Raw genomic sequence first — 13,121 nt, forward strand, 5'->3', positions numbered from 1 at the left:
TTCCAACATTTTATAATTTACCTTTCAGCGCAAGTTCTGAAATATCCATTTTACCATTTTAATTGATGTAGCCTTTTTCTTTGAAAATGCCGTGATGGATATATACTTGTCTTTGGTATCAAATCCCATATCCTTTAGCTTTCCCAGGCTGTCAATAGGGAGGCCAAAAATATGGGTTTTTTTGTCTATTTCCGACATAACGGCACCCTTAGAGGCGTCAACGCCAGGTATGTTTAACTGTCCACTTTTCACATAATCGTCAAGAGGTAAAAACGCTCCCCTGCTAGCAAACTGTTCAAATATATCCTTATCAAATACATAAATGTCCCCTGTTTGCGCCCCTATATACGTCATTACTTTCTGCCATGATGCTACATCCTGAGGTCCTTGCATAGGAATATCTGACAGCACTATCTCCTTCAGCTCAGGGAAATCTTTAAGCATACGGCTCTTTATACTGTCTACGCTCTGATCGCTTAAATAAGGCCCTACCAAGTATATTTCTAACTTCTTACCAGCTATGCTTCTCTGATATAGGTAATTAGAAGTTATACTCCATATAAAAAAAATAGCAAAGATAGCAATCAAATATTTCCACCATTCATAATAAAAATGATCAAGGATCTTCTCTCTGTCAATTTTCATCGCCACCAACACTCCTTGAATTTTTTTATTTATTTTAATTTTATCACAACCTCTTGTATTGGCAAGCCCACAAAATTATCCCATGAATAAAGCAAACCGCTTATCAAATAATAAACTTGAGGTGATTACCATGAAGGATATAATCTGCGATGACTTTCAAAATACCGTAAGAGATGTGCTTATAAGGCATAAGAGCATTCTCGACGTAATGTCAAAGCTGCAAGAGACCGACGCACGCATAAACAGAGCCTTAGCTAAGTCTGTTACAATTTGTGGCTGCTTGAAAATAGAAGCACATAAGCAAGAAATACCCGAGGACATAGATTTTGAGGATTTGCCTTATTGCGTAAGCTCTCATCTTAAAGGAGAATTGTGCGACGACTGCAGAGAAGTAATAGAGAAAGAGATTACCAACCATATATTTTATATAGCTGCTTTATGCAATCTCTTAAAAATAAACATGTTCGACCTTATCCTCAATGAATACAGAAAACTGAACTTTCTAGGTGCTTTTACATTGACCTGATCGCAATGCTTAAGGCCTGCTGTAAGTCCTTTACGGGGTATATCTTTATTCCCTCCGGCTGTTCAAGCCCTCTTAAGTTTTCATGGGGCATAATGACGGCATCAAAACCCATCCTGCTAGCCTCTATAACCCTTTTAGCAGGTTGGGTCACAGGCCTTATCTCCCCTGCAAGCCCTATTTCTCCTACCGCCACCAGCCCTTCGCTTAAACACACATCTCTATACCCAGAGGCAATAGCCAGCGCCACCGCCAGGTCACAGGCAGGTTCAGTAAGCTTAATGCCACCTGCCACGTTAAAGTAAATATCCTGATTTCCCAGCATCATGCCAAATCTTTTCTCCAGCACCGCTATTATCATCAGCATCCTGTTAAAATCAATACCTGTGCACATACGCCTGGGTATGCCAAAGGTGGTCTGAGCCACAAGGGCTTGCAGTTCTGCCAAAATAGGCCTCGTCCCCTCTACCGAACACGTTATGCAGGAGCCTGAAACCCCTAAAGGCCTTCCGCGCAAAAGCATTTCTGAGGGATTTTTAACCTCTACAATACCGCTTCCCGTCATCTCAAATATACCCACTTCATTGGTAGAACCAAAGCGGTTTTTCACCGCTCTTATCATGCGATACATAAGCCTGTTTTCCCCTTCAAAATAAAGGACGGTATCCACCATGTGCTCCAGGACCCTGGGACCGGCTATAGAGCCATCCTTCGTCACATGGCCTACGATAATGGTAGTGACGTTCATCCCTTTAGCCAAGCGCATGAGATGAGAAGTTATCTGCCTCACCTGGCTTACGCTTCCCGGCGACGACGATAAATCCGGGTCGTATACCGTCTGTATGGAATCGATTATAAGGACGTCTGGCCTTAGCGCCTTCACAATTTCCAATATCGCGTATATATCGGTTTCTGCCGCCAGGTATATTTTCTCATCGCTTATGCCCAACCTCTCTCCCCTCATCCTGACCTGTTGCACCGACTCTTCACCAGATATGTACAAAACCTTTTTATCCCCCGATATATTCTTACACACCTGCAACATAAGGGTGGATTTGCCTATGCCAGGGTCTCCTCCTATAAGTATGAGAGATCCCTGCACAATCCCTCCACCTGTCACTCTGTCCAGCTCGCCAAAACCCGTGCTGAACCTCTCTCCCTCTTTCGCTTTGCCTACAACGCCTATGAGTTGAGGCTCTTTAATGCTTTTTTTTACCCTTTCAGGGGCTTTCTTTTCTATGACTTCCTCTTGCAGGGTATTCCACTGCCCGCAAGAAGGGCACCTGCCCATCCACTTTAACGCCTCATAGCCACAACTCTGGCATACATAATGGGTTCTATCCGCCACGTCAAAGGCCCCCTTCCCGAAATAAATTATAACAAAAGAGAGGGCCTAAACCAAAGCGCCCTCTTCTTTTGTCATCTCCAATTTGCCGTCTTTGACGTCCACGTACACCCTATCCCCTTGCTTTATCTCTCCTTTTAACATCTTTTCGGAGAGGGTGTTTTCAATCGTCCTCTCTATAGCCCTCCTCAAAGGTCTGGCGCCAAAGGCAGGATCATAACCCTCCTTAGCCAGATACTCCTTGGCTTTTTCGCTCAACACCAGCTGAATGTCGTTGGCCTTGAGCCTCTCGTTTATATCCTTCAACATTATATCCACTATGCTCTTTATGTCGTCCATAGTCAGCTGATGGAACACTATTATCTCATCAATCCTGTTGAGAAACTCAGGCCTGAAAGTGCGCTTGAGTTGATCCATGACGTTGTCTTTCATCTTCTCGTAAGCATCTTTAGCCTCATCGCTGGATGCGGTAAACCCTAATGTGGCCTGTTTCTTGATAAGATCAGCTCCCACGTTGGACGTCATGATGATTATGGTATTCTTGAAATCCACCGTCCTGCCTTTAGCATCGGTAAGCCTGCCGTCGTCCAGTATCTGTAGCAACACGTTAAACACATCGGGATGGGCTTTTTCAATCTCGTCAAACAATACCACTGAATACGGCTTTCTTCTCACCTTCTCCGTGAGCTGACCGCCTTCCTCATACCCTACGTACCCCGGAGGCGAACCCATTAGCCTTGACACCGTATGCCTTTCCATATACTCAGACATATCCAGCCTTATCATGGCATTTTCATCGCCAAACATGGCCTCAGCGAGGGCTTTAGCCAGCTCTGTCTTGCCTACACCCGTAGGACCCAGGAATATAAAAGATCCTATAGGCCTTTTGGGATCTTTAAGCCCCACTCTCGCTCTTCTCACAGCTCTTGATATAGCCTCAATAGCTTCATTCTGGCCAATTACTCTTCTGTGCAGGATTTCCTCCAGGTGAAGCAGTTTCTCAGATTCCTCTTCGGCCAGTTTCTTTACCGGAATACCTGTCCACAGCGAGACGATATTAGCTATATCCTCTTCTGTAACGCTCTTGTCCTTGGAGAGATTTTTATGCTCCCATTGCTCTTTTATCTTATCCAGTTCTTCCCTGCACTTTTGCTCTTCATCCCTCAGCTTAGCTGCCTTTTCAAATTCCTGGGTGCTTATAGCTTCTTCCTTTTCTTTCTGCAATTTCTGTATCTTCTCCTCCAACTCCTTTATCTCAGGAGGGGCAGTAAATGTCTGCAATCTGGCCCTTGACGCGGCTTCGTCTATGAGGTCTATAGCTTTATCGGGCAAAAATCTGTCTGTGATATACCTATCGGAAAGCCTTGCGGCAGCCTCCAAAGCCTCATCGGTTATCTTAACCCGATGGTGCGCCTCGTACTTATCCCTTAACCCTTTAAGTATCTGTATGGTGTCTTCCACCGTAGGCTCAGCTACCTGCACAGGCTGGAATCTTCTCTCTAAAGCCGAATCCCTCTCGATGTACTTTCGGTACTCGTCCAGGGTAGTAGCGCCGATGACCTGTATTTCACCTCTGGCCAGAGCAGGCTTTAGTATATTGGATGCGTCTATAGCTCCTTCCGCAGCCCCTGCCCCGATCAGCGTGTGCAGCTCGTCTATAAAAAGTATTACATTTCCCGCCTTGGTTATTTCCGCCAGTACATTCTTAATCCTATCCTCAAACTCTCCCCTGTACTTAGAGCCTGCCACCATCGACGCCAGATCCAGGGTGACAACCCGCTTGTCCTTTATTATCTCAGGAACCCTGCCCTCGACGATCTCTTGCGCCAGTCCCTCTACGATAGCCGTTTTACCTACCCCGGGGTCCCCTATAAGGCACGGATTGTTTTTGGTGCGCCTGCTCAATATCTGTATAACCCGCTCAATCTCCTTTTCCCTGCCTATTACAGGATCCAATTTGCCTTCCCTTGCCATGTCTGTAAGGTCCCTTCCATACTGGTTAAGGGTCGGGGTATTGGTGTTTCTGGCCGCGTGTTTAATGCCTGTCGGCTCCTGATTTAAGAGCTTCATAACCTCATCCCGTGTCTTGTTGAGATCAACTCCCGACTCGGCCAGTACCCTGGCCGCAACTCCGTCGCCTTCTCTTATAAGGCCCAAAAGTATATGCTCTGTGCCGATATAATTTACACCTAATCTCCTAGCTTCCGCAAAGCTCAGCTCCAAGACCCTCTTAGCCCTGGGAGTGTAGCCTACAACCTCCGTAGGCATAGCTCCTCTTCCTATAAGGCTCTCTATTTTCTGCCTTATATCCTCAAGCCTTATGCCCTGGTTTCTTAATGCCTGGGCAGCGATCCCCTCTCCTTCTTTTATAAGCCCCAGCAGCAGGTGCTCGGTTCCCACGTAGTTGTGATTTAACGCCCTGGCTTCCTCCTGTGCCAGATACAGCACCTTCTGAGCCCTCTCAGTAAATCTGCCGAACATCGCCATAATCAAACACCTCCATCATTTAATTCATTCTCTCTCTAACATAAGCGGCCCTGGCCACATCCCTTTCAAAAGGCGAGAGTTCTTTTCCCTCGATCTTCTGTATGTTACCTGGCTGGATGTACACCAGAAACTCGTTAATAGGTATTTCCGCTTTTATTATTCCTAGATTTTTGCCTAATCTCACGTTGGAAAGATGTTTCATACACTCTTCAGAGCTTAAAATCCTGGCATTTTTTAATACGCCGTATGACCTGTACACCATATCCTCTATGCGCATTTTATTGTTTCTGTACAGCTCCGCAGCTGCGTATCTCTCGCTGGATATGATATTCTTGGTTACCCCGCTTATATTCTCCACGATCTCTGACTCATCCTGTCCCAGGGTAATCTGATTGGATATCTGGAATATATTGCCCAAAGCTTCAGTGCCCTCGCCGTAAATACCCCGCACTGCCAGACCTATCTTGTTGAGATTTGCTAGGACGTTTTTTATCTGGTCTGTCATAACCAGTGCCGGAAGGTGAAGCATAACCGATGCTCTAAGCCCTGTTCCCAAATTGGTGGGACACGATGTCAGATAACCCAGCTCCTCATCGTAGGAATACTTTAAGCTCTCTTCCATGACGTCGTCAATTTTATCTGCCAGATCCAGCGCTTCCTTTAGCTGAAGCCCCGGAAATATAGCCTGAATGCGTATGTGATCCTCCTCGTTGACCATAATACTGACCTTTTCATCCCGGCTTAAAAGAACCGCTCCCCGCTTATAATTCTTAGCCAGATCAGGGCTTATAAGATGCCGTTCTACCAGAGCCAATCTATCCAAAGGAGTGGTTTTTTCCAGATCTGTATACTCAAAGTCCCTGCACAACACGGTGTTGCTCTTTAAAATGCTATCCCTCACTTGGGCCTTTATTTTGCTCGCTACTTCGTCATCCATAGCGATAGGAAAAGGATAATCGCTTAAATTTCTGGCCAACCTTACCCTGCTGCTCAGCACCACATCGCCATCAGGGCCTTCTACATTTATCCAGTTATCCACAGTTTCACCTCCCCATCTTCTTTTCTAATTCCTTTATCTGGTCTCTTAACCTGGCCGCCTCTTCATAAGCTTCCCTTTTTACCGCCTCATTTAATTGCTCTCTTAACCTCTCGATCTGCCTTTCTATCCTCAAATTTACTCCAGCCTTTTTAGGTACTTTCCCCTTGTGGAGATTGTAACCGTGAATTTTTCTCACCAGAGGCAAAAGCCTGTCTCTGAAGGTATTATAGCAACCGGCACATCCCAATCGCCCGGTCTTTTTAAAATCCTCATAGGTATTGCCGCAAATAGTGCACTTTATATTCTGTTCCACATAAGTACCTGGCGTATAATCCATAAGTCCCGAAAGCAAGTTATCAAAGGAAAACAATGAACCAAAGGGAAAAGTGAAAGGCTCAAAATTCAACTGGCCTGTTTCCCTGGCGCACTCCTCGCATAAATTCATCTCGGTTTTATACCCATTTATAACCTGGGTGAAATGAACCGTCGCAGGTCTTTTCTGGCACCTTTCGCACAACATGGCTAAGACCTCCTTAAATTTTAACTATTTAGTACCGCCAGCAGCATGGCCTTAAACAAACTGGCGCGTACCACATTTCGCAATTCCCGATCCAACCCTATAACCCTATCCGACAGGGCGGACTTCATCATCAACAGTTCCCTGTCCGTTATAATACCATCCCGATACAAGGCATTGATGTAAGCGTACGCATCCCCTTGAGAGATGCTGCTGCCTATACCTTCAGTTATTATGTCTTTTATATATTCTTTCTCGTCTATGTTCATTTTAATAATTCTTATACAACCGCCGCCACCTCTGCGGCTTTCGATGTAATAACCCAGCTCCGGCGTAAACCGCGTCTCCAGTACATAGTTTATCTGAGATGGAGTACACTGAAATTTACTTGCCAGCTCATTTCTTCTTATCTCTACAATACCGTTTTGCGCCTCATCTATCAACTTCTTTATAAACATCTCTATGACGTCGCTTATCCTGGCCATGTACTCACCTCTTTATCTTTGACTTTCTTTGACCTTCGACTATAGTATATATTACCATATTTATTTTGTCAAGGGGTCTTTTTAAATTTTTGTCCTAATTTGTTATATAATCGTTATATAACAATAGCCAAAGGGGGGATGATACAGGTTGGCAAAATATATTTACATTATTTTAATATACCTTTATTTATTAATCAGCAACGTGGTAATAAAAAAGATAAATTCTATAGTAGCTGTTTTTCTGATTTATTATATTTTTGGAGTTTTACGGCATACTATCAGGACAGGTGCAATATCTTGTGGCATTGTTAGCAGGATATGCCCTGTCATCATCGTTCTATAAAGATTAGGGGGAATACTCCCCCTATATTTTACGCTTCCTTAGCCAATTTTGTTTGTTCTATTATCTTCTGAGCCAGTTGCGGCGGCATCTCCTCGTATCTTTCAAATCTCATGGTAAAGCTACCCCTTGCGTGGGTTAATGACCTCAAATCAGTAGCGTACCTGAACATCTCCGCTTCGGGCACTTCCGCCATTACCACCTGTAAATGCCCATCGGGTTGCATACCAAGTATCCTTCCCCTCCGCTTATTTAAGTCGCCTATCACTTCTCCCATATACTCTTCGGGAACTGAGATCTCCACGTGAAGTATAGGCTCAAGCAGGACGGGACTGGCCTGCTGCATCCCTTTCTTAAAAGCCAACGACGCGGCGACTTTAAATGCCATTTCCGATGAATCCACAGGATGATACGACCCATCCAGCAAAGTGGCTTTTATATTTACCACGGGGTAACCCGCCAGTATCCCTTCTTTCATGCACTCCCTTAAGCCTTTTTCTACCGCCGGTATATACTGCCTGGGAACAGCGCCTCCAAAAATCTTTTCCTGGAATTCAAACTCTTTATCCCGCAAGGGCTCAAATTCTATCCAGACGTGACCGTACTGCCCATGACCCCCTGTCTGCTTTTTGTATTTTCCTTCTACTTTAGCTTTCCCTTTTATGGTCTCTCTATACGCCACCTTGGGCACAGTCAATTGGCAACCTATGCCGAATTTGCTCAATAACCTCTTTACAATGACCTCCAGGTGCACATCCCCATACCCATACAGGAGAAACTGCCCTGTCTCATTGTTCTTGATGACTTTAAACGTAGGGTCTTCTTCATTTAACTTCAGCAACCCATTGCTTATCTTCTCTTCATCCCCCTCAGACTGAGGCTCTATGGCCATGGCCATATTGGGTTCAGGATACTGCAACCTATCATACACCACGACCTTCTTTTCATCGCAAAGGGTATCTCCCGTAGACGTAACAGCCAGCTTAGCTACACCTCCGATATCGCCACAGCAAAGCTTATCTACAGGAATCTGCTTTTTGCCCCTTAAAACAAAAATCTGCCCTAACTTTTCACCTGATTCTTTAGTGGAATTAAATACACCGGAATCAGATGCCGCAAAACCGCTCATAACTTTAAAAAGCGACATCTTGCCTACGTAGGGATCAGCTATGGTTTTAAAGACAAAAGCCGAAAAAGCCCCATCGCTGTTGTCCACAGGTGCCGGCATGTACTCCACAATGGCATCCATAACAGCGCAAACGCCCATGTTCTTTAAGGCACAGCCACAAAACACAGGAAATATGTCTCTTGATGCCATCCCTTTTTTCAACGTTTTCTTTAATTCTCCTAAAGAGAGTTCTTCATTGTTGAAAAATTTCTCCAGCAGATTTTCGTCTAACTCCGCTATATCCTCTATCAGCTCTTCTCTAAACCTAGCCACATCACCAGCCATAGGCTCAGGTATATTTGACCTTTTGATTTGGCCCTTATCGTAGATATACGCTGCTCCTTCCAGTAAATCCACATATCCCCTGAAATCGTCTTCCTGACCCACAGGAAGTTGCACTGGTACGACTTTTTTGCCAAAGACCTCTCTTAACCCTTCCACAGCCTTAAAAAAACTAGCATTTTCTTTATCCATCTTGTTGACAAAAAACATAGCCGGCAACCCTGCATCATTTAAGTGCTTCCAGGCAATCTCAGTACCTACTTCAGGCCCAGAAGGTGAAACCACCACCACGGCCCCTTCTACCACCCGCAGCGGCGCCAGCATCTCCCCTACAAAATCAAAGTACCCAGGTGTGTCAACTAAATTTATCTTTGTAGAGTTCCACTCCACCGGAACGATAGAAGCAGATATGGAAATACCTCTTACAATCTCTTCAGGATCCCAATCAGAAACCGTATTGCCATCCTCCACATTGCCCATCCTGTCTATGGCCTTGGAACTGTATAAAGCCGCTTCCACCAATGTAGTTTTACCTGCACCGCTGTGGGCTACCAGCGCCACATTCCTTATGGCGCTGCATTGATACGCCTTCATAAAAATCCCCCTTTAATGTTTTGCTATTATAAATATTCTATATTTTTTTATGATTTCCTCCTTTCTGTATATCTTATCGCCCATCAAATCTCTTCGTATATAATCACCTTATTTCTTCCCCTCGCCTTAGCCATATAAAGAGCCCTGTCGGCATTGGCAATCAACCTTTCAAGGGAATCAGCTTTTGCAGGGTACTCGCATATGCCAGCGCTAACCGTCACGTGCAGTTCACCAGCACTGGTGGTAAAAGGTCTGGCTGCTATTTCCTTCCTGATCCTCTCAGCAATGGTATAAGCCTGTTGCTCATCCAAAGAAGGCAATACCACCACAAACTCCTCACCGCCATACCTGGCCACTATGTCATCTCCCCTGGTACACATTTTTATGCGGCTGGCCAGTTCTTTTATTACTTCATCTCCTATCAAATGCCCGTAAGTGTCATTTACGCGCTTAAAGTAGTCTATGTCAATCATGATCAAGCTCACATTCAAATCTTCTCTCTGGCATATCTCCACGATATCTTTTATGATATCTGTAAAATACCTTCTATTGTACAGCTTAGTTATGGGATCGGTTATAGACTTCTGAGTCATCTCCCTGTAAAGCTTGGCGTTGTAAAGGGCTATGGCACCTTGCCTGGAAATCATCGTTACTATGTCTAAATTTTCCTTTGAAAAGGCATTCTGGTAATCGTGAAACAAAAGTATAGCACCTATTGTCTTTATATTCTGAACAAGAGGAACTATCATACAAGACTTAAAATTAAAATAAGAGCATAGCAAAGAATCTTTATCGTTACAACAGTCAATGATAGCAGGTTCATCGATGCGAAGCAATGTCTGTACAAACTCCTTATCTGTGGCTACTTTTGTGTCGCAATGCTCGACCTCTCCCATATCCCACGCTACTATCTCCAGTTCAGATTCACCTTTACCTAGAAAAATAGCAACACCGCTGAAATTGACCACGTTGCTTATGGCATCGATAATGGCCTCACCTACCTGATTCACATCAAGCCTGGAATTTATTATGGACAGCATGTCGTACAGCGCCTTTAACTTTTTATTGGCGTACATAAGGCTGGACAGTATGTGAAAATTATAGGCGAGAAGCAGAACAGCCAGCAATGCCAGCGCTTTATAAAAGAAATTCATTTCTCTGTAGATATACGCTAGCATTACAGCGCAAACCGCCGACACAACCGCAAATAAGGCTTTAAGCAATGCATTCTCAAAAACGTGAGATAACTGGACGTATTGACCCGATACTCTGTAGGCTGCAAAGCGTAAAACATCGCTTACAAGATAACTTACAACAACAAAGACCGCAATGCCTCTCACCTGATCACTGTAAAACGGACCTATTTGGGCACCTGTCAGATAAAAAGCCCAGGCAGCCAATCCATAGGCTATGACCGCTCTAGAACCATAGCTCAAACCGGAAAATACATTTTTGCTGCTTACAGAATGATATATGAACATACCCAAGGAAGCCATGAGCAGCGCAGGGGCAACTCCGTACACTAGAAAGACAACCATAACGAAAGCGGAACCTAAACTAACCTGGTTCCTCTCGCCTCTGATGCCAAGATACTCTACAATAAGAAAAGATGCTATAAAAATCGCAAAGACCCAGTAGTCTATCCCGTTGATACCATTTACAAATAAAAGGTAAATCAAAAATATATAGCCAACATAGGTCATCCCATTGCCCATTAATTTGTTAACCATTTAAATCAATCCTTTAAAAGTTCAAGAATCGCGATATACTTCTATTATATTATACATAATAGACATAATATGTCCAATATAAAAAAACGCCTTTTGGCGTTTACTGTAAAAAAATTATATAAGATTTGCCTCCAGCAGGAGTTTTTCATCCGCGAATACCTCTTCTGAAGCACCTGTGCGTTCTATGCGATGCCCTTCTCCCATTACCACCATCCTATCTGCCAGCTGCTTTGCTATCTCCAGGTCGTGGGTCGCCGTAACTACAGTAGTCCCTTTACGGTTTAACTCCAGCAATTTCCTTACCAGCCACTTTCTTGACCTGGGATCAAGGCCGTTGGTGGGCTCATCCAACAGCAATACTTCTGGATTTAGCGCCATCACCGACGCCAGCGCCACTTTCTTCTTTTCGCCACCGCTCAACCTGTGAGGAGGCCTGTCTCTAAGATCCCCTATTCCAAAATCGTCTAAAATGCTCTCCACCAGATCTCTAACCTTTTCAGGCTCTTCACTTAACTGCAATGGCCCAAAGGCCACCTCGTCAAATACGCTGGGCGAAAATAGCTGCACATCAGAATCCTGAAACACCAAACCCACTCTCTTCCGAAATTCATAAGGATTTGATCTCATCTCCCTCTCATCTACGACTTTACCAAAAGCCGTAAACTCACCCCTCTGAGGAAAGATCAAGGCGTCCATTATCTTCAAAAGCGTGGATTTTCCGCTGCCATTAGCTCCCACAATGACTAACTTTTCGCCCCTTTCTACCTCAAGGTTAATGTCAACCAGCGCCGGAACCGAATCTGCATAAGAATAATAAATACCTATTAGCTTAAAAATTACATCCTTCAAAATATACCACCCTTTACAGCGACTATAAACGCAAAAGCAATGTTTAATCCTATCCACATATAATCCAACGGCTTGACTTTAAACACCTTTAAGGCCTTTATCTCACCACGATAACCTCTTGACACCATGGCATCGTATACATCGCCGCTGAGTTCCCATGACCTCAACAGGAGGTATCCCGTGGAGCTGGCTATAAACTTTCTACCTTCGGCACCGCTTATTTTTCTTACCGTCCTACTTTTCCTCGCCAAAAACATGTTTGAAGCCAGCTCCAGAAGTAAGAAAATGTACCTGTAAGTCATCTCCAATGGCGCAACAAATGCAGACGGCACTCCGATAAAGCGCAGCGACTTCATAAGATCATACCACTTGGTAGTGACCGCCACCAGGTATATTAACGAAAGAGATACAAAGGACCTCACCATAAGAAAGAGAGCGCTGATCAAGCCTTCACGTGTTATATATAATTCTTTACTTAAATATAAAAAGGGCCTGCCGCCTGATACCACATTGAAGACAGAGGGTATCAACACAACACCGCTAAACAAAAAAGAAACAACGCACACCCTCAAAAGATATGTTTTATAGTCAATCCTGGACAAAGCCGCCAGTAGTAAAACGTATAAAAAGAGCAAACCAATGCCGTAGAAGTTTTTACACAGATTGGCAATAACCATCAGCGCCAATATTGAAATGAGCTTTACTCTGGGATCTATCACCTGCATAATGCCATTTTTTGCGGCATTGAGATCCGCATAATAAATATCCTCAAAAGCACTTTTGATATCAACGATGGTCTTCTCCAGAAAATTTCCCATTTCTTACAATAACCCTTTCCAGAACTTTATAAACTGCAAATATCAGGCCAATACCCACAACTGCTGAAAAGATATACCCCACAGATAGCTGAAAGAAATTCCTGTCAAACCCCGGTATGCTGTAACCAGGCAAAATCGCCTTTACAACCTCTGAAAACCGCTTCATGCCTGCTGGTACAAAGCCAATCCTGCTTTTTACTTCATCAACTCCCCATTCCCCCCATGCGGTGCCTGAAGCCAGCAATCCCAGAGGAGTTAAAAGTAAAACCACAATTGATGGAATAATAAGCTTTTTCATT

General features: G+C 44.2%; 12 protein-coding genes. 1 reads left to right on the plus strand and 11 read right to left on the minus strand.

Annotation, left to right across the window (positions count from 1 at the left end; translation table 11 throughout):
- Positions 1 to 24: 24 nt before the first annotated feature.
- Positions 25 to 645, minus strand: a complete 621-nt coding sequence (locus tag CALPO_RS0108905; protein WP_026486998.1) for a hypothetical protein — start codon at positions 643 to 645, stop codon at positions 25 to 27.
- A gap of 130 nt (positions 646 to 775) precedes the next feature.
- Between CALPO_RS0108905 and CALPO_RS0108910 the strand changes: the two genes are divergently transcribed.
- Positions 776 to 1,171, plus strand: a complete 396-nt coding sequence (locus CALPO_RS0108910; protein WP_026486999.1) for a hypothetical protein — start codon at positions 776 to 778, stop codon at positions 1,169 to 1,171.
- Here the strand turns inward: CALPO_RS0108910 and radA are convergent.
- The 10 genes from radA to CALPO_RS0108965 all read right to left on the minus strand — a co-directional run bounded on the left by radA (position 1,158) and on the right by CALPO_RS0108965 (position 13,120).
- Complete coding sequence (gene radA, locus CALPO_RS0108915; protein ID WP_026487000.1) at positions 1,158 to 2,516, minus strand: DNA repair protein RadA; 1,359 nt, start codon at positions 2,514 to 2,516, stop codon at positions 1,158 to 1,160. The two genes, CALPO_RS0108910 and radA, sit on opposite strands and share 14 nt — an antisense overlap.
- A gap of 45 nt (positions 2,517 to 2,561) precedes the next feature.
- Entirely contained in the window at positions 2,562 to 5,000 is a 2,439-nt protein-coding gene (locus tag CALPO_RS0108920) for an ATP-dependent Clp protease ATP-binding subunit (RefSeq protein WP_026487001.1), read from the minus strand.
- 19 nt (positions 5,001 to 5,019) lie between these two features.
- Positions 5,020 to 6,039 carry a protein arginine kinase gene (locus tag CALPO_RS0108925; RefSeq protein WP_026487002.1) on the minus strand — a complete coding sequence of 340 codons (1,020 nt, stop codon included), beginning with the start codon at positions 6,037 to 6,039 and terminating at the stop codon, positions 5,020 to 5,022.
- 4 nt (positions 6,040 to 6,043) lie between these two features.
- A complete protein-coding gene (locus CALPO_RS0108930; protein WP_026487003.1) occupies positions 6,044 to 6,559 on the minus strand; it encodes a UvrB/UvrC motif-containing protein in 516 nt (171 codons plus the stop codon).
- 20 nt (positions 6,560 to 6,579) lie between these two features.
- Positions 6,580 to 7,041 (minus strand): CtsR family transcriptional regulator, encoded by a 462-nt coding sequence (locus CALPO_RS0108935; RefSeq protein ID WP_026487004.1) that lies wholly within the window; start codon positions 7,039 to 7,041, stop codon positions 6,580 to 6,582.
- 371 nt (positions 7,042 to 7,412) lie between these two features.
- A complete protein-coding gene (gene fusA / locus CALPO_RS0108945; RefSeq protein WP_026487006.1) occupies positions 7,413 to 9,425 on the minus strand; it encodes an elongation factor G in 2,013 nt (670 codons plus the stop codon).
- Positions 9,426 to 9,508: 83 nt separating this feature from the next.
- Entirely contained in the window at positions 9,509 to 11,155 is a 1,647-nt protein-coding gene (locus tag CALPO_RS14240) for a sensor domain-containing diguanylate cyclase (RefSeq protein WP_051585942.1), read from the minus strand.
- A 114-nt stretch (positions 11,156 to 11,269) separates the two neighbouring features.
- Positions 11,270 to 12,004, minus strand: coding sequence for an energy-coupling factor ABC transporter ATP-binding protein (locus CALPO_RS0108955; RefSeq protein ID WP_035172507.1), 735 nt, complete (start codon positions 12,002 to 12,004; stop codon positions 11,270 to 11,272).
- Positions 12,001 to 12,822, minus strand: coding sequence for a cobalt ECF transporter T component CbiQ (gene cbiQ, locus CALPO_RS0108960; protein WP_026487008.1), 822 nt, complete (start codon positions 12,820 to 12,822; stop codon positions 12,001 to 12,003). The genes CALPO_RS0108955 and cbiQ overlap by 4 nt, the downstream gene beginning before the upstream one ends.
- Positions 12,791 to 13,120, minus strand: coding sequence for a PDGLE domain-containing protein (locus CALPO_RS0108965; protein WP_026487009.1), 330 nt, complete (start codon positions 13,118 to 13,120; stop codon positions 12,791 to 12,793). The genes cbiQ and CALPO_RS0108965 overlap by 32 nt, the downstream gene beginning before the upstream one ends.
- Between the last annotated feature and the right edge of the window lies 1 nt (position 13,121).

Origin of the sequence: Caldanaerobius polysaccharolyticus DSM 13641 (genome assembly GCF_000427425.1) — a bacterium.
Lineage (GTDB): Bacteria > Bacillota > Thermoanaerobacteria > Thermoanaerobacterales > Caldanaerobiaceae > Caldanaerobius > Caldanaerobius polysaccharolyticus.